Here is a 19,448-nt window from a genome sequence, read left to right as displayed (position 1 = left end):
TCAAGGTCTTGGAGCTCAAGGTCTTGGAGCTCAAGGCCGTCCCGGGCACGCTCACACCACCCGCCAGATCCATTCCATGATCTTCGCGATCACGTCGCCGAACAGCAGGAGCGCCGCCGACCAGACCAGCGCCGAGACAAAATTGGCGGCCTGGAAGCTCCAATAAGGCATCTCGAAAATGCCGGCGGCGAGAGGCACGGAAGCGCGCAAGGGGCCGAAGAAGCGGCCGATGAAGATGCTGGGGACGCCCCAGCTCCGCACGAAGGCCTCACCCCTGGGAAGCAGTTCCGGATAGCGCGAGAGCGGCCACATCTGGGCGACCTGCTCCTTGTAGCGGTAGCCGAACCAATATGAGACCCAGTCGCCGAGCGCAGCCCCGATCCCGCCGGCAATCCAGACCGGATAGAAGCTGATGCCGCTGGCGCCGATCAGCGCGCCGATCGCCACCAGCGCGCCCCAGGCCGGGATCAAGAGCGAGATAAAAGCCAGCGACTCCCCGAAAGCCAGCAGGAACACGATCGGAGCGGCCCAGGCCTGGTGAGCGCGCACAAAGTCGGCCAGCGCGTGCGCATACTGCTCCATTCCAGATAGCCTTCCCGCCCCGTCACAGGTTCCACTCGATCGAAAAGACTGGTAGGCCGAGGGCTCGCGTGACATCAAGTCACAAAGCCCGGCCCAGGCCGGACCGAGACGTCAATTTGCCGGGAATTGCTGAGCCTGCGGCGTAAAATCGCCGGGATTGGCTCCCAACCACACCACCCGGTCTGCCGTGCTGTGACCTTTCCAGGCGAGCCGTGGCATAGTCGGCTTAACCGATTCGCCGCCTCTACGGCCCTCAAAGTGCATCAAGATACATGTCCAAACAATTGAAACCAAAAACAAAAGACGATTTTTTCGGTGGCGACGAGCCGAAACCCCGCACGCCCGCCAAGACGACTTCGCGCGCGGGCGGCGCGGAGGACAACTACACGGCGGCCGACATTGAGGTGCTCGAAGGCCTGGAACCGGTCCGGCGCCGGCCCGGCATGTATATCGGCGGCACTGACGAGAAGGCGCTGCATCATCTCTTCGCCGAAGTCATCGACAATTCGATGGACGAGGCGCTCGCGGGACACGCGACCTTCATCGGGGTCGAGCTCAGCGCCGACGGGTTCCTGACCGTCACCGACAACGGCCGCGGCATTCCGGTTGATCCGCATCCGAAGTTTCCGAAGAAATCGGCGCTCGAAGTCATCATGTGCACGCTGCATTCGGGCGGCAAGTTCGACAGCAAGGTCTATGAGACCTCCGGCGGCCTGCACGGCGTCGGCATCTCCGTGGTGAACGCCCTCTCCTCGCTGCTCGAGGTCGAGGTCGCGCGCAGCCAGCAACTGTACCGCATGACGTTCGAGCGCGGCCATCCGAAGGGCAAGCTCGAGAATCTCGGCAAGATCAACAACCGCCGCGGCACGCGCGTGCGCTTCAAGCCCGACACCGACATCTTCGGCGCCAAGGCCGCGTTCAAGCCGCAGCGCCTGTTCAAGATGACGCGCTCGAAGGCGTATCTGTTCGGCGGCGTCGAGATCCGCTGGAACTGCGCGCCCGAACTGCTCAAGGGCGTCGAGGACGTGCCGGCGGAGGCGACGTTCCATTTCCCCGGCGGCCTCAAGGATTATCTGGCGGCAGCGATCCACGCCGACACGCTGGTGCATCCCGACATCTTCTCCGGCAAGTCGGGCCGCAATGGCGCACACGGCGCCTGCGAATGGGCCGTGGCCTGGACCGCCGATGCCGACGGCTTCCTGTCGTCCTACACCAACACCGTGCCGACGCCGGATGGTGGTACGCACGAATCCGGCTTGCGCAGCGCGCTGTTGCGCGGCCTGAAGGATCACGCCGAGCGCGTAGGCCAAGGCAAGCGTGCGGCCTCGATCACCTCTGAAGACGTGATGGTCGGCGCGGCCGTGATGCTCTCGGTGTTCGTGCGCGAGCCTGAATTCCAGGGCCAGACCAAGGATCGTCTCGCCACGGCGGAAGCACAGCGCATCGTCGAGCAGGCGATGAAGGATCCGTTCGACCATTGGCTGTCGGGCAATCCGAACATGGCCAACCGGCTGCTCGACTTCGTGGTCGATCGTGCCGAGGAGCGCCTGCGCCGCCGCCAGGAAAAGGAAACCGCGCGCAAGACCGCCGGCAAGAAGCTGCGCCTGCCCGGCAAGCTCGCCGACTGCAGCGATGCGGGTTTGGAGGGCTCAGAACTCTTCATCGTCGAAGGCGACTCGGCCGGCGGCAGCGCCAAGCAGGCGCGCGACCGCAAGACACAGGCCGTGCTGCCGCTGCGCGGCAAGATCCTCAACGTTGCCTCCGCGGGCAAGGACAAGCTGACGGCGAACGCCCAGCTCGCCGACCTCGTGCAGGCGATCGGTTGCGGCATGCTCGCGCAGTATCGCGAAGAGGATCTGCGCTATCAGCGCGTCATCATCATGACCGACGCCGATGTCGACGGCGCCCACATCGCTTCGCTGCTGATCACGTTCTTCTATCGGCAAATGCGGCCGCTGATCGACCAGGGCCATCTCTTCCTCGCGGTGCCCCCGCTCTACAAGCTGACCCACGGCACCAAGTCGATCTACGCCCGCGACGACGCGCACAAGGCGGCGCTGATCAAGAGCGAGTTCAACGCCAACGCCAAGGTCGAGGTGAACCGCTTCAAAGGCCTCGGCGAGATGATGCCGGCGCAACTCAAGGAAACCACCATGGATCCGCGCAAGCGGACCATGCTGAAGGTGGTGCTGCTCGCCGACGACCGCGACACCACTGCGGATTCGGTGGAACGGCTGATGGGCACCAAGGCCGAAGCGCGCTTCGCCTTCATCTCGGACAAGGCCGAGTTTGCCAACGACGATCTGCTCGACGTCTGAAGCCGCGCCCTCCGTCAAAAGCCCCGGCCCAAGTCCGGGGCTTTTTTCATTTGTGATGACGATTCGGCGTTTCCGGACGGCTAGGCCAACGACTCACCGAACCCAAGGCAGAGGCAGGATTGCCTCCATTTCAGACAAAGTCGGATTTGCTAACGAAACCTTACCTGAAAACCGGCATCAAAAATCGTCTCAACATATTGAATCTACGTTGATTTTTAAGATTCAAGCGATCGCGGCCAGAATCTCCACCGAGCGGCGTTTCCCGGCGACTGTGCCTGCCCTGCAACAGCATTTCGGTGGAAAGCGTCTATAGTCCGGGCATCAGATCACTAGGACTTCAGTGCGCTCGCGCCTGCCGGACCGACCAAAGCTTGGGGATTTCAACATGAAGAAGATTTTGCTCGCACTGACCGCGGTTGCCGCGATGACCGGTTCGGCCTCGGCGGCTGACCTCGCTGCCCGTCCCTACGTCAAGGCCCCGATGGCTGCTCCGGTTGCCAACTGGACTGGCTTCTACATCTTCGGTGGTGGCGGCGGCGGCATCCAGGCTTCGGACCAGACCATTCAGTCCACCGCGACCGGCACTCCGCTGACGATCGCTCAGCGCCAGGGCGCTTCGGGCTGGTTCGGCACCGTCGGTCTCGGCTACGACTGGCAGTTCAGCGGCACCTGGGTCGCCGGCGTGTTCGCTGACGGTCAGTTCGGCAGCATCAAGGGCACCGTTCAGGATCCGCTCAACGGCATCACCGGCAAGCAGAAGATGGAAGACTCCTGGGCCGCCGGCGTGCGCCTCGGCTGGCTGGTTGCTCCGAACGTTCTCTCCTACGTCAACGGCGGTTACTCGGGCGCTCACTTCGGCAGCACGAGCTTCACCAACCTGGCTGGCGTTCCGGTCGGCGTGCATCTCAACGGCTACAACCGCAACGGCTTCTTCATCGGCGGCGGCGTCGAGAACAACCTGAACATCTTCGGCATCCAGTCCCCCGGCTGGTTCATGAAGACCGAATACCGTTCGGCGTTCTACGGTTCGAAGACCCAGAGCGAACTGTTCGACGGCACCAACCTGCCGGTTGGCAACGACATCCGTGCCAACCACTGGAACCAGACGGTTTCGACCTCGCTGGTCTACCGCTTCAACTGGACCGGCCCGGTCGTCGCCAAGTACTGAGCTAAGCTGAACTCAACTTCAGACGTCAAAGCCCCGGCATCGCCCGGGGCTTTTTCGTTGTGCGATGCTTTAAGCGTGTGACGCTTGCCTTCAGCGCCCTGGCCGCCTCGGCCGCGCTGAGCTCGATATGCAGGCTCTGAAGGGGAGAGAAGCCGAACTGCGTCCGCGTTGATTCGTAGAGAGGGTTGAACAGCGCGGCCGCAGCCGTAATGCCCAGGACCACCTTGCGCACGGACATGCGTCCTCCCGCCAGTCCTGCATCCCCAGCCATTGTATCTGAACCGCAGCTACGGTTAGTCTGGCCGCAAGTTTTCGTGACCTGCGGCAATCGTTCAAGCCGTGGGCCGCGACAGAAGCAGACCTATGGGGAGGAATGCATGCGCAGATTTCTGCTGATCGCAGGCCTGTTTGCTCTCGTCGTCGGGCTGCTCTGGATCGGACAAGGCACGGGCACCGTTCCCTGGCCGCGATCGAGCTTCATGGTCAACCAGCTGCAATGGGCCGGCTATGGCGCAGCCATGGCCGGGTTCGGGCTGGTGCTGATCTGGCAGAGCAACCAATAAAAGAAACCAGGGAATACAAGCATGACATCCAGCAGGTTCGATCTTCGCGGCAAGGTCGCGATCGTCACAGGAGGTAATGGCGGCATCGGGCTCGGCCTGGCTCATGGCCTCGCAGACGCCGGCGCCGATATCGCCGTGGTCGGACGCAACGAAGCCAAATCGGCCGCGGCCGTCGCCGATCTCAAAGCGCGCGGCGTGAAGGCGATTGCCGTCACCACCGACGTGACCGACAAGGCCGCGATCGCCGCAATGGTCGAGCGTGTCGTTGGGGATCTCGGCCGTATCGACATCCTCATCAACAATGCGGGCATGAGCATCCGCAAGCCCCCGCACGAGCTCGAGCTCGACGAGTGGAACACTGTGATCAATACCAACCTCACCAGCGCCTTCCTGTGCTCTAAGCTGGCCTATCCGGCGCTGAAGGCGTCCGGCAACGGCAAGGTGATCAACATCGGCTCGATGATGTCGATCTTCGGCGCGAGCTTCGCCACCGCCTATGCGGCAAGCAAGGGCGGCATCGTGCAGTACACGCGCGCCTGCGCCAATGCCTGGGCACCCGACAACATCCAGGTCAACGCCATCCTGCCGGGCTGGATCGACACCGACCTCACCCGCGGCGCGCGCAAGCAGGTCGATGGATTGCACGAGCGCGTGCTGGCCCGCACGCCCGCAGGGCGCTGGGGCGACATCGACGACTTCGCGGGCATCGCGGTGTTTCTCGCCTCATCCGCTTCGAACTTCGTCACGGGCACCGCCATCCCCGTTGACGGCGGGTTCTCGGTGATGGCCTGACGCCGCCTTGCACGCGAAAACACTGCACGCAAAAAAGAAGCCCCGGCATTGCCGGGGCTTTTGAATTTGGCAGTGATCGTCTTTTTTTTGCAGCTTGGTCGTTTGTTGCTCAGTAGCGGGCGATGACCGGCGCGTCGAACTTGTAGCTCGCGCGCACGACGGCCCACTGGATGTCACGCGGCTTGGCATCGAAGGTGTAGTTACCCGAGGTGCCGCCGAGCTGATAGGTCTGCCCGCCGAAGGCCGCGTAGTTGTATTCGAGGCCAACGATCCAGTTGCGGGTGATGCCGTATTCCCAGCCCGCGCCGACGGTCCAGCCGTTGGCCCAGTGGGTCTGACCGCCCGAGCCCGTCGCCGGGGCGACGGTGTCGCTGACGTTGAGACGGTTGTTCACGCCGGCATAGCCGCCCTTGATGTAGAACAGATTGTTCTGCACGGCGAAGCCCGCACGACCGACGACGGTCGCGAGCACGTTGGCGCGCCAGGAGAACACGTCGTCAGCGGCACCGATGGTGGTGTTCACGACCGTGCCCTTGTTGTCGAGGCCGGAGATCGTGCCTTCCATGCCGAACACGTAGTTGTTGGCCTGCCAGTTGTAACCGATCTGGGCGCCGCCCATGATGCCCGACTTGCGCTGGCGGAAGCTGTCGCCGGGCGCGAGGTCGCCGAACGGCGCGCCGGTTCCGTTGTTGATGAACTGCTCGTTGGTCCAGGCGCCACCGATATGGCCGCCGACGTAGAAGCCGGTCCAGTTGAACAGCGGCTCGGCATAGGCCGGCGCCTTCGTGTAGCGCGCACCGAGATCGGCCGCGGAAGCAGCGCCGGTCGAAACCAGAGCGGTCGTGCAGGCGAAGGCGGCGATCAATTTGTTACGCATGGTACACCCCGTGTCCTTTGATGGATGCACGGTCACACGCAGTTCTTACTCAAATTTGAATCAAGAAAGTTAAGATGCCGGATTGGCGAGCATCACGCCGTGAATCCGTTTGCGCTGTTGCACGCACGCAACGCGCCGTGCGCGATTTAACGTGGCATTATCCCTACCGGATCGTTGCGCTACGATCCCGGCGCGGCCTTCGACTGCACATGCTCGGGCCGCACGCCAAGCGCAATGAGGCGCGCCGGAATGCCCTGGAGCCAGGGCAGCGCGGTGATGAGGCGCACGACCAGCGGCACCTTCAGCGGCCGGTCGCCGCCCTGCAAGGCGCCGCTGATGATGTTGTTCTGCACGATCACCTGCATGGCTTGCGTCATCTTCACCGGGAACTCGCGCCGGCGGCGCACGGCATCGAGCTCGTCCTCGGACGGGCAACCGTGCTGAAGCTTGTCGGCGAGCAGGTTCGCGGTGGCGACCGCATCCTGCACGGCGAGATTGACGCCGACACCGCCGACCGGCGACATCGCATGCGCGGCATCGCCAATACAAAGCAGACCCGGCCGCGTCCAGCGCTTGAGGCGGTTGATCGCGACGGTGAGCAGCTTGAAATCGTCAAAACTCTTCACGTCGACAATGCCGCTCTTCAGGATCGGCGCCATGCGCACGATGTCGTCGGTCAGCGCCTGCAATCCCCTCGCCTTCACCGCGTCGTATTGTCCCTTGTCGATGACATAGGCGCATTGCCAATAGTCGCCGCGGTCGAAGGTGATCATCATCTTGCCGGACTCGACGCGCGCGAACAGGTTCTCGGTCTCATCTGCTTTGCGGCCGACACGGAACCAGAGCACATCCATCGGCGCGCCGATCTCCTCGACCTCGAGACTGGCACACTCGCGCACGATCGAATGCCGGCCGTCGCAGGCAATGGTGAGATCGGCCTCGATGTCGACGATGCCATCCGGCGTCTTCGCGCGCACGCCGGCGATGGTCTCGCCGCGGCGGATCAGGTCGACGGCTTCCGTATTCATCATCACCTTCAGCGCAGCAAAGCGCTTGCCGGCCTCGCGCAGAAAATTCAGAAAATCCCATTGCGGCATGAAGGCGATGAACGGGTATTTGGTGTGGAGCCGGCTCAGATCGGCGATCCGCACCGGCGTGCCGCCGAACAGGCCGTCCATTTTTTGCAAGCGCTGATGCGGCAGCTTCAGGAAGCCGTCGATCAGGCCGAGCTCGTCCATCACCTGGAGCGTCGAGGGATGCACGGTGTCGCCGCGAAAGTCGCGGAAGAAATCCGCATGCTTCTCCAGCACCACGACGTCGATACCGGCACGCGCCAGGAGATAGCCGAGCATCATGCCGGCGGGCCCGCCGCCGACGATGCAGCATCGGGCTTTCAAGTAGGCTGCCTGCGGAGATCGCGGCGTATCGGGTTCCACGGCGGGGTCCTCATTTACGACTTAAGTTTTCTGTGCGGTGCAGCAAACAGTATTCATTTGCCGCAGTTGTGAATGGCCGTTAGCGTCGCCCAAGACTTCGATTGATTTCGGGAAATTGCGGTGCGGACGATCCTCATAGTGCTCGGCGTGTGGATTCTGATCAACGTGCTTTTCGTCGTGATCATGATTCCGCCGCGCAGGCCGCGGAGGCTGGATCCGCGGCGGACCGGCACGCTTGCATCGGTGCCGATCGACCAGAACGGTTATCCGTTCGAGGAGCAGGAGAAGCTCCTGCTGCGCCACGTCATCATCTCGATCGCGATGGGCGCGTTCTTTTCGCTGGCTCCGCCCTTGATGGAAGCCGTCGAGTCCCTTAGGCGCTTCATCAGGAAGCGCCTCGGGTAGCGAAGGCGCGCCCGGCACCTTCGCCCACACCGCTCAATTGTTGCTGCGGTTGGCCGTCCGAAAGCTCTTGACCTCCGACACGCTGCCGTCGCGATAAGTCAATTCGACCGACATGAATTGCGTGGTCGGCGGCAGCTTCTGGTAGAGCAGCATGCCGGCCGAAATCGCGGAGGGATCGCGGAGGTCGCAAGGCGGCAGTTTCAGCACCTTGTCCGGCATCGCCGTGTCGATACCGATGCGCACCTCGCGGATGGCACAGCGATACGACACCAGATGCGTGTAATAGACCAGCAACCCGTTGAACTCGCGATATGACAGCCAGCTCGTGGCGGTCATGTCGAGGATCTTGCGCTGGTCGCGGATCAACGCGGCCTCGGGATCGAACTTGATCGGAAACGGTCCCTGCATGTCGCCGGACTGATCGACAAAGCGGACCTCGATGGTGCCGGCCGCAGCGTCCGGCGGCAGTTCGATCGACGGGTTCGGCATCCGCTTGCGCGTGCGCGGATCGAGCGTGTCGATGAAACCGGTCTCGCGGAAATCGCCATTGCCGGCCATACGCCAGGAAATTCCGAGCGTCGGGTCGGCGAAGGAGAACACCACGCTCCAGCCGCCATTGTGGCGCGAGAAGCTCGCGATCGGCGCGTTGGTGGTTTCCTCTTTCGGCACGCGCGGCACCGAGACCGGCGGCAGCGCCGCGAGCTTCTGCGGCGGCGGATCGGCGGGACGCGCAGCGGTTGCGACGGCCGTGTCCTTGGCGACGCCGCTGAGGAAGACGTCGTCGACCATCTGGTCGAAATAGACCGGCACCTGCCTGTGCTTGACGGTGTCGGCCATCTCGCTGACGAGACGGCGGGTGCGTTGCGCCACCTGCACGAGGTTCTCGCCGGGCTGAAGCAATTCCTTGGCAAAAGTGCGCGTGAACACCGAATTGGGATTGGCGTCGTCGTTGGAGAGACGATCGAGCGCGGTCTGGCGGGGACCTGCCGAGAACACCGAGAACACGCCTTCGGGCAGTTGCACCATCGGTGCAAGCCCGCCGCCGCCTGAGACCGCGCGCGTGCCGGAACGTTCGAACGGATTGTTGCGGCAGGCGTCGAACACCAGGATCGAGGTCCGCGCCTTCTTGTTCTGGAGGCGCTCGACGATGCGGTCGGCGAGGATCGAGGCGTCGCGCACCAGCTCCTCCTGCCCTTCCGTCGCCGCCGGCACGTCGGTCGGCAGCAGATAGTTCTGGCCCGCGATTTCGAAGCCGTGGCCGGCGTAGAAGAAGAACGCGGTGTCGCCCGGCTCGATCGTCCTGTCGAAGGCGAGCAGCGTCTCGGAGAACTGCTGACGGTTCTGGTTCTCGGCGACCATCACCGAGAAGCCGAGCTGCTTCAGCGTGTCGCCCATGGTACGAGCGTCGTTGACGGCCTTGAGCAGTTTTGGGACGTTCCTGTAATCGTTGTTGCCGACGACGAGCGCGACGCGCTTCTCGGCATGCGCGGGAAACGCGAAGCCGCTCACGCTCGCCGCGAGGCCCAGGGCCGCCAGAATTCTAAAAAGCCGACGCGTCATCGCGAAATTCCCGTTGCAGATCGGCGTTGTGCCGGTTCCCTCGAACAGTGGTTCATTGGAACCCTCCACCGTTGATGATAGTCGATCCAGCCACAGCGAGGGTTCAACGCCAGCAGCCTTCGGTTTCATCATCTGACCTATGGCAGATTCCGCCGGAATCTGCTCTTTCTAGGGCCATTGCGCTGCAAGCGGGGGCTGCCGTGTATCGCTGGTGTACTGACGAAGTCGAACCTCATGACCGCTTCGATTATTGGCGCGAGGTCCGGTCCAAGGGCCTGTTCGGTGTCACTGCCGAACTCGAGCGCGAACGACGTGGCGACTTCTACGGCGAATTTTCGCTGCGCCAGTTCGGCGGCGGCGGCCTCGTCGAGCTGAAGGCCTCGCATTACACGGTCGAGCGCAGCACCTCCGACATCGCCTACGCGCCTGGCGACAGCATCTGCGTCTACCAGCAACTCGGCAGCGGCGGCTGGTTCGGCGGCATGCGTGGCAGCGACTTCGCGATCGCCAATGGCGGCTTTGCCACCAGCCATACCGACCTGCCCTACCGCACCACGCCGCTCGGCGCCGGCGGCTTTCACCTGCGGATCCTGAAGATCCCCGTCAGCGCCCTCCCCACGGAGGACAGGCGGGTTCGTGAGCTTGCGCCGCGGATGTTCGACGATCCCACATTGGCGCCTCTGCTCGGGGCCTGCTTTGCCGATCTCGGCGAGGCCGCCGTGGGCGGCGATGACGGGACCGCTGATGCGGCCTCCCTGGTCCAGACACTGGCCCATCTGGCGCTGATCGAGCGCGGCATCGTGCGGCCCGGCAGCCGGCTCGGACAGGCTGCGCTGCGGACCGCCCGCCTGTCGCAGGCGCGACGCCTGATCGCGGGCCACCTCCAAAATCCAGATCTGGCACCGGCGATGGTGGCCGACCTGCTCGCCGTCTCCGTGCGTCACCTGCACATGCTGTTCGAGGCAGCCGAGAAGAGCTTCTCGCAGACGGTGACCAACGAACGCCTGAAACAGAGCCGCCGCCTGATGCGCGAGGCGCCGGATCGGCTGATCGTCGATATCGCGACCTCCTGCGGTTTCGAGAGCCTGGCGACCTATTACCGGGTCTTCAACGCCGCCTATGGCATGGCCCCCGGCGATTTCCGCGCTCAGGGTCCGGACCAGCGTTAACCGCCGTTTTCACGGCTCTCACTGGCCTGCCGGGCGGGGCGGAAAAGCCGAGCCGGGCCCGTGATTTGGGCAAAACCTCAGGGTTTTTAGAGCCTTCCCGCGCCTGCTCCATTGACTTTGGCCGATTCCGCCCTATGTTCCGGGTCGACGCGGCTCGGTATCGAAGAGCGATTCCTGAGCCTTGCGCTTGGTTCGCGTGAGTCAGCACCCCCAGCTTCTTTGAAAGCGCGCCGTTTCGGGGTGGAACGCGACAGCCTTAATCACCTTCGATTCCGAACGGCGGTTTCGACCAGAGGCTCAATGTCCTTTTCAGATCTCGGACTGTCCGAAAAAGTCCTCGCCGCAGTAGCGGCTACCGGTTACACCACCCCTACCCCCATTCAGGAACAGGCGATCCCCCACGTCCTCGCACGCAAGGACGTCCTCGGCATCGCGCAGACCGGCACCGGCAAGACCGCGGCCTTCGTGCTGCCGATGCTCACCATCCTTGAAAAGGGTCGCGCCCGCGCGCGGATGCCGCGCACGCTGATCCTCGAGCCGACCCGCGAGCTCGCGGCGCAGGTGAAGGAAAACTTCGACCGCTACGGCGCCGGCCAGAAGCTTAACGTCGCCCTGCTGATCGGCGGCGTCTCGTTCGGCGACCAGGATGCCAAGCTAACGCGCGGCGTCGACGTGCTGATCGCCACCCCCGGCCGCCTGCTCGACCACACCGAGCGCGGCGGACTGCTGCTCACCGGCGTCGAGCTGCTCGTCATCGACGAAGCCGACCGCATGCTGGACATGGGCTTCATTCCCGACATCGAGCGCGTCTGCAAGCTCGTCCCCTTCACGCGGCAGACCCTGTTCTTCACCGCGACCATGCCGCCGGAAATCCGGCGCATCACCGAGACCTTCCTGCACAATCCCCAGAAGGTCGAAGTTTCCAAGCCCGCCACCACCGCCGTCACCGTCACGCAGTGTCAGGTCCCGGCCGGGCGCGAGACGCATGAAAAGCGCGAGCTGCTTCGCCGCCTGTTGCGCGAGGCCAAGGATCTCCAGAACGCGATCATCTTCTGCAATCGCAAGCGCGAGGTCGCGATCGTTCACAAATCGCTGCAAAAGCACGGCTTCAGCGTCGGCGCCCTGCACGGTGACATGGACCAGTCGGCCCGCACGGCGGCGCTCGAACAGTTCCGCAAGGGCGAGCTGCCGCTGCTGGTCGCCTCCGACGTCGCCGCCCGCGGCCTCGACATTCCCGAGGTCAGCCACGTCTTCAATTTCGACGTCCCCCACCATCCCGACGATTACGTCCATCGCGTCGGCCGCACCGGTCGCGCAGGCCGGTCCGGCATGGCGATCTCGCTCGTCACGCCGCTCGACCAGAAGTCGATGGTTGCGATCGAAAAGCTGATCGGCCAGAGCATTCCGCGCGCCGAAGGCGACTACGAAGTCAAAGCAGAATCCGGCGATGCGGGTGAGCGTCCGCGCGAGCAGCGCGGCCGTGAGCGTTCGCGCGGCGGACGCGGCAAGCCGCAGCGCGGCGGTCGCGACCGTGAGCGCAGCCACGAGCCCCGTGAACCGCGTGGCGAGGCAAGGCTCACTTCTGAAACAAGGCACACTTCTGAAACAAAGCCCGCTTCTGAAGCGAGGCCTGCAGCCGAAGCACGGCCCGCTCCCGAGGCGAAGCCCGCACGCGAGGCAAGGTCTCCGCGCGAAGCCAGGCCTCCGCGCGAAGCAAACCAATCATCCGAGCCGCGTCAGGGCTCGCGCCAGAAGACCGATCCTTCGCACGTGCCGTCGATCGGCCGTCCCGAACCGCGCCGCCAACGCGAGGCCGATTCCGAGCCGGGCGATCATTCGCACCTGCCGGCGTTCCTGCTCCGCCCCGTGCGCTCTCCCGCCGGCGCCTGAAGCCGCTTGGGAAGGAACAAAGCGCCTCTGGTCGGTTGAACAGAGGCGCCCTACACTTTTTATGATGCATTGGTGCCCGTATATTTACTGGCCGTTCACAATCCTCCGTTAGCCTACGAACATAATTTAAGCATTTCTGCGGTCGACGGCGCATCGGCCGTCGTGGGGTATGTTCTGTGGTCAAGGTTCTCAACGAACACGAACGCACGATGGCGTTCGCCGAAGTAGCGCTCGGTCAGATCCGATCGCTTCGACAGACTGCAATTCCCCGCAACTACGAGATCTGGTACGTCTACGCCACCGGCTACAACGCGCCGCTCAACAAGATCATCAACGAGACGCTGGCCCGCCACGGCAAGCTGACCGAAGGCGATCTTGAGCAGATCTACGAGACCTATCTTTCCCACATCAAGACCACCGACCGCATCGACAAGGTCGGCGCGCGCGTCATCGGCGAGATCGATGACGTGATGAAGGTACTCGGCGACGCGCTCGGGATGACCGGCTCCTACGATGCCAGCCTGTCGGGCGCGACCGAAAAACTGTCGTCGGCCAAGAGCCGCGAGCAGATCACCTCGATCGTCGAGACGCTGCTGCGTTCGACCAGCGAGATGCGCGAGACCAACAAGGCATTGGAAGACCGGCTGACGCTGTCGAAGAGCGAGATCAGCAATCTCCAGCAGAGCCTGGAGGCGATCCGCGCCGAGAGCCTGACCGATCCGCTCACCGGCCTTGGCAACCGCAAATATTTCGATCGCATGATCGCCATGGCGGTGCAGAGCGCGCTGGCCTCGGGCGAACCGCTGTCGCTGCTGCTATTCGACATCGATCACTTCAAGTCGTTCAACGATTCCTACGGCCATCTCACCGGCGACCAGGTGCTGCGGCTCGTCGGCCTCTCCCTGAAGCAGACCATCAAGGGCCAGGACATCACCGCGCGCTATGGCGGCGAGGAGTTCGCGGTGGTGCTCCCCAACACCGCGCTGCGCCAGGCCCTCACGGTTGCCGATCACATCCGCCGCGCCGTGATGGCGAAGGAATTGAAGAAGAAGTCCACCGGCGAGATCCTCGGCCGCGTCACCATCTCCGTCGGCGTCTCCATGCTCAAGCAGGGCGACGATACCGATGCGCTGATCGAACGCGCCGATGCCTGCCTCTACGCCGCCAAGCGCAACGGCCGCAACCGCGTGATCTGCGAGGCCGATCCGGAATTCGCGATCGAGTCGCACAGCCGGGTGGCGTGACGGAAGCAGCGCGCCGAACCGCGCGTGCTTGACATTCCAACCTGACGACCAACATCTTCCTCGTCGCGCGACCGCGAGCGTTCAGAGGACTTGTCGTCTTGCCCAATCCCCGTGATTTTCACACGCCCCAGCCGTCCTACAGCAAAGACGATCTGCTGAGATCGGGCGAAGGCGGATATTTCGGCCCCGGCAATGCGCAATTGCCGGCCCCGCCCATGCTCATGATGGACCGCATCACCGAGCTCAGCCTGGACGGCGGCGAGTTTGGCAAAGGCCACATTGTCGGCGAGCTCGACATTGTGCCGGGCCACTGGTTTTTCGATTGCCACTATCGCGGCGACGAGATGATGCCGGGCAGTCTTGGCCTTGATGCGATGTGGCAGATGGTCGGTTATTGGCTCGGATGGTCGGGTTCACCGGGCAAGGGCCGCGCCATCGGCGTCGGCGAAGTCGAGTGCACGGGCGAAATCACACCGAACGCGCAACGCGTGCGCTACGAAGTCGCCATGCGGATGGTCCGGCGTGGCAAGCTGGTGCTTGGAATTGCCGATGGGCGCGTGCTGGCAGATGGCGTCTGTGTTTTCACGGCGAAGGATATGCGGGTTGGCCTGACCAAGGCCGTGGATTGAAGTCCCGTGGGCAAAGGCGCGCACGCCGTGCCCACCATCTCCCTACACGACGACCTCAACGGTGGGCACGCCTCGCTTTGCCCACCCGAACCGCCTTCTTGGCCGCGCGCTTCTTCGCCGGTTTGCTTGCGGCCTTCTTCGCCGCAGCCTTCTTCCCTGCCTTCTTTTTCTTGGGCCGCTTCTTCACCTTGGCGCGCTGAGCGGCCGCGAGCGCCGCCCTCGCCCATTGCGCAAGCTCCGCGGAATCGTCGAACAGGCGCGCGGGCAGCTCCCAATAGGAGTTCACCAGCACGGTCTTGGCGCGGGTCGTGTACTGGAACGGCTTTGAGCCTTCGGCTTCAAAGTCCGGGATGGTCACCTCGTCGGCGCGGAAGAACAGGCCCGCGCGCAGAGACAGCGCGAAGTTGACGCCGTCGACGGAGATCCCGTGGCCGGAGAACATCTTTCGGATGGTGACGGGGCCGAAATCGGCGAACAGGTCGATCAGGAATTCGCGGTCCATTAAAGGCTTCCCCGGGCGAGCAGGTAAGCCTTCATACCACTGCCGTCATTGCGAGCGAAGCGAAGCAATCCAGACTGTCTCCGCAGAGAGATCCTGGATTGCTTCGTCGCTTCGCTCCTCGCAATGACGCCTGGCTTTACCCGTCGATCTTCGCCGGCCGCAGCTCGACCGACTCGCCGCAGCCGCAGGCGGAGATCTGGTTGGGGTTGTTGAAGACGAACTGGGCCTGCATCTTGTCGGCCTTGTAGTCCATCTCGGTGCCGAGCAGGAACAGCACGGCCTTGGGCTCGACCAGGATCTTGACGCCCTTGTCCTCGACGACCTCGTCGGTCGGGCGCACATCGTGCGCGTATTCGACGGTGTAGGACTGACCGGCACAACCACCATTCTTGACGCCGACGCGCAGGCCGATGATCTCGGAGTCCGCGCGCTGGGTCAGCTCGTTGATGCGCTGCGCGGCAGCATCGGTCAGCCGCATGACCTGCGGCCGGGGCCGCTTTGGCTTGGGTGTGGACGCCGGTGATGAGCCTGAAGAAATTTGGGTCATGTCACTCATGTGGTCCGTTGCGGAGCAAGTTCAATGGCAGTGGTGGGTCACCACATGTTGAGGACGAGGCGGGCCTCGTCGCTCATGCGTTCCGGCGTCCAGGCCGGCTCCCAGATCACCTTGACGTCGACCACGCCGACGCCGGGGACGCTGGCGACCGCGTTCTCGACCATGGTCGGCAGCTCGCCGGCGGCCGGGCAGTTCGGCGTCGTCAGCGTCATCTGGACGTCGACCGAGCGGTCGTCCTTGATCTCGACCTTGTAGATCAGGCCGAGCTCGTAGATGTCAGCCGGGATTTCCGGATCGAACACGGTCTTGAGGCCCGCGATGATCTCGGTGGTGAGACGCTCGGTCTCCTCCGGCGGCAACGCCGACTGGGTTTCCATCGGATTGGCTTTGGCTTCGGCCGTGTCACTCATGCGAACAAATCCCGCGCCTTCAGCAGCGCCTGTACCAGATGATCGACTTCTTCCCGCGTATTATACATGCCGAACGACGCCCGGCAGGTGGCCGTCACGTTGAACCGCTCTAAAAGCGGCATCACGCAATGGGTGCCGGCGCGGACCGCGATGCCCTGGCGGTCGATCACGGTGGCGACGTCGTGGGCGTGCGCGCCCTTCAGCTCGAAGGAGATCACCGGGCCCTTGCCGCGGGCCGTGCCGATCAGCCGCAGCGAGTTGATTTCGCGCAGCCGGTCCTGGGCATAGGTGACGAGATCGGCCTCGTGGGCGGCGATGCGCTCCTTGCCGATCGAGTTGACGTAGTCGATGGCGGCGCCAAGGCCGACCGCCTCGACGATCGCGGGCGTGCCCGCCTCGAACTTGTGCGGGGGATCGCCATAGGTGACGACGTCCTGCGAAACCTCGCGGATCATCTCGCCGCCGCCATTGTAGGGGCGCATCGCGACGAGGTGGTCGTACTTGGCCCAGAGCACGCCGATGCCGGTTGGCCCGTAGACCTTGTGTCCGGTGAAGACGTAGAAATCGCAGCCGAGGTCCTGGACGTCGACCGGCATATGCACCGCGCCCTGGCTGCCGTCGACCAGCACGGGAATGCCGCGGGCATGCGCGATCTTCACGACGTCCTTGATCGGCACGATGGTGCCGAGCGCGTTCGACATCTGCGTGATCGCGACCAGCTTGGTCTTCGCCGTCAGCAGCTTCTCGAACTCGTCGATGAGGAAATTGCCCTCGTCGTCGACCGGCGCCCATTTGATCACCGCACCCTGGCGTTCCCTGAGGAAATGCCATGGCACGATGTTGGAATGGTGCTCCATGATCGAGATGACGATCTCGTCGCCGTCCTTGATGTTCGGCTGCCCCCAGGACGACGCGACCAGATTGATGGCCTCCGTCGCGTTGCGGGTGAAGATCACTTCTTCGGTGCGAGGCGCGTTGATGAACTGCGCGACCTTGGTGCGACCGCCCTCATAGGCTTCGGTCGCGGCATTGGCGAGGTAGTGCAGGCCGCGATGCACGTTGGCGTATTCGCTCGTATACGCCTGCGTCATGCGGTCGAGCACGGCGCTCGGCTTCTGGGCGGAAGCCGCGTTGTCGAGATAGACCAGCGGCTTGCCATAGACCTGCATGGCGAGCGCGGGAAAATCCTCGCGCACCCGCGCGACGTCGTAGGACCCGTTCTTGACAGCGGGATGCGTGCTCATGGGCGCCGCTCCAGCCAACGCTCGGCGATGCCGATGACATGCTCGCGCAAACCGTCGTCGGCGATCTGCTCGATGGCTTCACCGACAAAGGCCTGGATCAGCAGCGCCTGGGCCTGCTTCTCCGGCAGGCCCCGCGCCTTCAGATAGAACAACAGGCTGTCGTCGAGCGCGCCGGCGGTGGCGCCGTGACCACAGGAGACGTCGTCGGCAAAGATCTCGAGCTCAGGCTTGTTGTAGGCCTCGGCTTCATCCGAGAGCAGCAACGCGCGGATCATCATCTTGCCGTCGGTCTTCTGCGCGTCGGGGCGGACGATGATGCGGCCCTGGAATACCGAATGGGCGCGATCGTCGAGCACAGCGCGGAAGACTTCGCGGCTGACGCAATTGGGCACGGCATGGTCGACGACCAGCGTGGTGTCGCCATGCTCGGTCTTCTGCAACAGGTTGACGCCGTTGACCGAGAGCTCGCTGCCCTCGCCGGCCAGCGTGAAGAAGCCCTGAAGACGGCTGACGGCAGCGCCCGTGGTCATATTGAAGACGTTGAACTTCACATTGGCACCAACAGTGACGAACTGTGAAGTGATGTTCACGGCATCAGGCGCATCGTCCATCAGGCGGATATGCGCAACATCGGCGTTGTCGCCGACCGAGATGATAACCGCGTCGTTGACCTGGTAGGCATTGGCGCCCGCCGCAACGAAGCTTTCAATGATGGTGGCGCGAGCGCCCTTCCCGACCACGATCTGCGAGCGTGTGAAAGCCGACGCCGAGGCGGCGGTCGCGATGTGGATGATCTGGATTGGCGCGGACAGCTGGGTGCCATCGGCAATCGACAGGACGACGCCGTCGGTTGCCATCGCCGCGTTCAGCGCGATCACGGCATCGGTGGACGGGGTCTTCAGGAGACCGGCATCCGTCGCCAGCGTCTCCCGCAGCGTCTTGACGCTGATCTCGGAAGCGAGCGCCTTCACATCGGACAGATCGGCGGCGAACGCGCCATCGACCAAAACCAGCTTGCGGGCGCCATCGATCGCTTGCGTCTTCACAGCATCCGCGGCGCGCTTCAGCGCAGCCGCATCGGGCGCGGCTGCCAGCGGCAGCACCTCGCCGACCAGCGCGCGCAGATCGGTGTATTTCCATTCCTCGATCCGGCGATGCGGCAGGCCGAGACGCTCATAGGTCTCGAATGCCTCACGGCGCACCGCGATCACCGCCGGCGAACCCGGCAGGCGGCCTTCGGCGCTGGCGAAGAGATCGCTCACCGCACGGCCGTTTCCGGTCTTTGCCACAGCAACGTTCATCTCAAACAATCCTTACGCAGCGTCCTCGAACTGGGCGTAGCCGGATGCTTCCAGCTCCAGCGCCAGTTCCTTGCCGCCGCTCTTCACGACGCGGCCCTTCGACATCACGTGCACGATGTCGGGCACGATGTAGTTGAGCAGCCGCTGATAATGGGTGATGACGACCATCGCACGCTTGGGCGAATGCAGCGCGTTGACGCCGTCGGCCGCGATGCGCAGCGCGTCGATGTCGAGGCCGGAATCCATCTCGTCGAGGATGCACAGGCTCGGCTCGAACAGCGCCATCTGCAGCACCTCGTTGCGCTTCTTCTCGCCGCCGGAGAAGCCGACATTGACGCCGCGCTTGAGCATGTCCTGCGGGATGTTCAGCGACTTCGAGACTTCGCGGACCTTCTTCAGGAAGTCCGGCACCATCAGCTCGGTCTCGCCGCGCGCCTTGCGCTGCGCATTCAGCGCGGTCCGGAGGAAATTCATGGTGGTGACACCGGGAATCTCGACCGGATACTGGAACGCCAGGAACACGCCCTTGGCGGCGCGCTCTTCAGGCTTCATCTCCAGGAGGTCGTCACCCTTGAACAGGATCTGGCCGCCGGTCACCTCATAGCCGGGCTTGCCGGCGATGACGTGGGAGAGCGTCGACTTGCCGGAGCCGTTCGGCCCCATGATCGCGTGGATCTCGCCCTCGTTCACGGTCAGCGTCAGCCCGTGGAGAATCTCACGCTCCTCGACACGAACCTGCAGGTCTTTCACTTCAAGCAAAACCATTATGTTTTTCCATCTATCTCCTCATCCTGAGGAGCGC

20 protein-coding genes are annotated in these 19,448 nt (G+C 63.8%); 9 read left to right on the top strand and 11 right to left on the bottom strand.

Features of this window, described 5'->3' with window-relative positions:
* Positions 1 to 51 precede the first annotated feature (51 nt).
* The gene (locus tag BMW89_RS32760) at positions 52 to 582 is read right to left on the bottom strand and encodes a DedA family protein (protein ID WP_092034458.1); all 531 of its coding nucleotides are present in this window, start codon (positions 580 to 582) and stop codon (positions 52 to 54) included.
* A 272-nt stretch (positions 583 to 854) separates the two neighbouring features.
* On the opposite strand from BMW89_RS32760, the gene parE reads away from it, so the two are divergent.
* Together parE and BMW89_RS32750 are read left to right on the top strand one after the other, a co-directional pair.
* On the top strand, positions 855 to 2,900 hold the full coding sequence (gene parE / locus BMW89_RS32755; RefSeq protein WP_092034456.1) for a DNA topoisomerase IV subunit B: 2,046 nt from the start codon (positions 855 to 857) through the stop codon (positions 2,898 to 2,900).
* A gap of 385 nt (positions 2,901 to 3,285) precedes the next feature.
* On the top strand, positions 3,286 to 4,068 hold the full coding sequence (locus BMW89_RS32750; protein ID WP_177196496.1) for an outer membrane protein: 783 nt from the start codon (positions 3,286 to 3,288) through the stop codon (positions 4,066 to 4,068).
* Between the two features lie 25 nt (positions 4,069 to 4,093).
* Here the strand turns inward: BMW89_RS32750 and BMW89_RS32745 are convergent, their stop codons facing one another.
* Entirely contained in the window at positions 4,094 to 4,306 is a 213-nt protein-coding gene (locus tag BMW89_RS32745; RefSeq protein WP_092034451.1) for a hypothetical protein, read from the bottom strand.
* Positions 4,307 to 4,445: 139 nt separating this feature from the next.
* On the opposite strand from BMW89_RS32745, the gene BMW89_RS32740 reads away from it, so the two are divergent.
* Positions 4,446 to 4,631 (top strand): hypothetical protein, encoded by a 186-nt coding sequence (locus BMW89_RS32740; protein WP_092034448.1) that lies wholly within the window; start codon positions 4,446 to 4,448, stop codon positions 4,629 to 4,631.
* Between the two features lie 21 nt (positions 4,632 to 4,652).
* Positions 4,653 to 5,423, top strand: coding sequence for an SDR family NAD(P)-dependent oxidoreductase (locus tag BMW89_RS32735; RefSeq protein WP_092034446.1), 771 nt, complete (start codon positions 4,653 to 4,655; stop codon positions 5,421 to 5,423).
* A gap of 109 nt (positions 5,424 to 5,532) precedes the next feature.
* Here the strand turns inward: BMW89_RS32735 and BMW89_RS32730 are convergent, their stop codons facing one another.
* Both BMW89_RS32730 and BMW89_RS32725 read right to left on the bottom strand, forming a co-directional pair.
* Positions 5,533 to 6,300, bottom strand: a complete 768-nt coding sequence (locus tag BMW89_RS32730; RefSeq protein ID WP_092034443.1) for an outer membrane protein — start codon at positions 6,298 to 6,300, stop codon at positions 5,533 to 5,535.
* A 179-nt stretch (positions 6,301 to 6,479) separates the two neighbouring features.
* Positions 6,480 to 7,736, bottom strand: a complete 1,257-nt coding sequence (locus BMW89_RS32725; RefSeq protein ID WP_092034440.1) for an FAD-dependent oxidoreductase — start codon at positions 7,734 to 7,736, stop codon at positions 6,480 to 6,482.
* A gap of 120 nt (positions 7,737 to 7,856) precedes the next feature.
* Between BMW89_RS32725 and BMW89_RS32720 the strand changes: the two genes are divergently transcribed.
* Complete coding sequence (locus tag BMW89_RS32720) at positions 7,857 to 8,141, top strand: hypothetical protein (RefSeq protein ID WP_092034437.1); 285 nt, start codon at positions 7,857 to 7,859, stop codon at positions 8,139 to 8,141.
* 33 nt (positions 8,142 to 8,174) lie between these two features.
* Here the strand turns inward: BMW89_RS32720 and BMW89_RS32715 are convergent, their stop codons facing one another.
* Complete coding sequence (locus tag BMW89_RS32715; RefSeq protein WP_092034523.1) at positions 8,175 to 9,701, bottom strand: caspase family protein; 1,527 nt, start codon at positions 9,699 to 9,701, stop codon at positions 8,175 to 8,177.
* Between the two features lie 200 nt (positions 9,702 to 9,901).
* Here BMW89_RS32715 and BMW89_RS32710 point away from each other — a divergent pair, with 200 nt between their 5' ends.
* From BMW89_RS32710 to fabA, 4 genes are all read left to right on the top strand, one after another.
* The gene (locus BMW89_RS32710) at positions 9,902 to 10,870 is read left to right on the top strand and encodes an AraC family transcriptional regulator (protein ID WP_092034434.1); all 969 of its coding nucleotides are present in this window, start codon (positions 9,902 to 9,904) and stop codon (positions 10,868 to 10,870) included.
* Between the two features lie 300 nt (positions 10,871 to 11,170).
* Positions 11,171 to 12,760 carry a DEAD/DEAH box helicase gene (locus tag BMW89_RS32705; RefSeq protein WP_092034432.1) on the top strand — a complete coding sequence of 530 codons (1,590 nt, stop codon included), beginning with the start codon at positions 11,171 to 11,173 and terminating at the stop codon, positions 12,758 to 12,760.
* 176 nt (positions 12,761 to 12,936) lie between these two features.
* Complete coding sequence (locus tag BMW89_RS32700) at positions 12,937 to 14,004, top strand: GGDEF domain-containing protein (protein ID WP_092034429.1); 1,068 nt, start codon at positions 12,937 to 12,939, stop codon at positions 14,002 to 14,004.
* 98 nt (positions 14,005 to 14,102) lie between these two features.
* A complete protein-coding gene (gene fabA, locus BMW89_RS32695) occupies positions 14,103 to 14,633 on the top strand; it encodes a bifunctional 3-hydroxydecanoyl-ACP dehydratase/trans-2-decenoyl-ACP isomerase (protein WP_092034427.1) in 531 nt (176 codons plus the stop codon).
* A 55-nt stretch (positions 14,634 to 14,688) separates the two neighbouring features.
* Here fabA and BMW89_RS32690 read toward each other — a convergent pair whose 3' ends face one another.
* From BMW89_RS32690 to sufC, 6 genes are all read right to left on the bottom strand, one after another.
* Entirely contained in the window at positions 14,689 to 15,135 is a 447-nt protein-coding gene (locus BMW89_RS32690; protein ID WP_092034425.1) for a TfoX/Sxy family protein, read from the bottom strand.
* Between the two features lie 136 nt (positions 15,136 to 15,271).
* Entirely contained in the window at positions 15,272 to 15,682 is a 411-nt protein-coding gene (locus BMW89_RS32685) for a HesB/IscA family protein (protein WP_092034422.1), read from the bottom strand.
* A gap of 47 nt (positions 15,683 to 15,729) precedes the next feature.
* Positions 15,730 to 16,101 carry an SUF system Fe-S cluster assembly protein gene (locus BMW89_RS32680; RefSeq protein ID WP_092034420.1) on the bottom strand — a complete coding sequence of 124 codons (372 nt, stop codon included), beginning with the start codon at positions 16,099 to 16,101 and terminating at the stop codon, positions 15,730 to 15,732.
* Positions 16,098 to 17,345 (bottom strand): cysteine desulfurase, encoded by a 1,248-nt coding sequence (locus tag BMW89_RS32675; RefSeq protein WP_092034418.1) that lies wholly within the window; start codon positions 17,343 to 17,345, stop codon positions 16,098 to 16,100. Before BMW89_RS32675 ends, BMW89_RS32680 begins: the two co-directional genes overlap by 4 nt.
* Positions 17,342 to 18,646, bottom strand: a complete 1,305-nt coding sequence (gene sufD, locus BMW89_RS32670) for a Fe-S cluster assembly protein SufD (RefSeq protein WP_092034416.1) — start codon at positions 18,644 to 18,646, stop codon at positions 17,342 to 17,344. The genes BMW89_RS32675 and sufD overlap by 4 nt, the downstream gene beginning before the upstream one ends.
* Before the next feature lie 12 nt (positions 18,647 to 18,658).
* Positions 18,659 to 19,411 carry a Fe-S cluster assembly ATPase SufC gene (sufC, locus tag BMW89_RS32665; protein ID WP_092034414.1) on the bottom strand — a complete coding sequence of 251 codons (753 nt, stop codon included), beginning with the start codon at positions 19,409 to 19,411 and terminating at the stop codon, positions 18,659 to 18,661.
* Between the last annotated feature and the right edge of the window lie 37 nt (positions 19,412 to 19,448).

The sequence above is a fragment of the Bradyrhizobium sp. OK095 genome (assembly GCF_900109945.1).
Lineage (GTDB): Bacteria > Pseudomonadota > Alphaproteobacteria > Rhizobiales > Xanthobacteraceae > Bradyrhizobium.
Note: the sequence above shows the minus strand (reverse complement) of the source record. Positions and strands in the feature narration are given on the sequence as shown.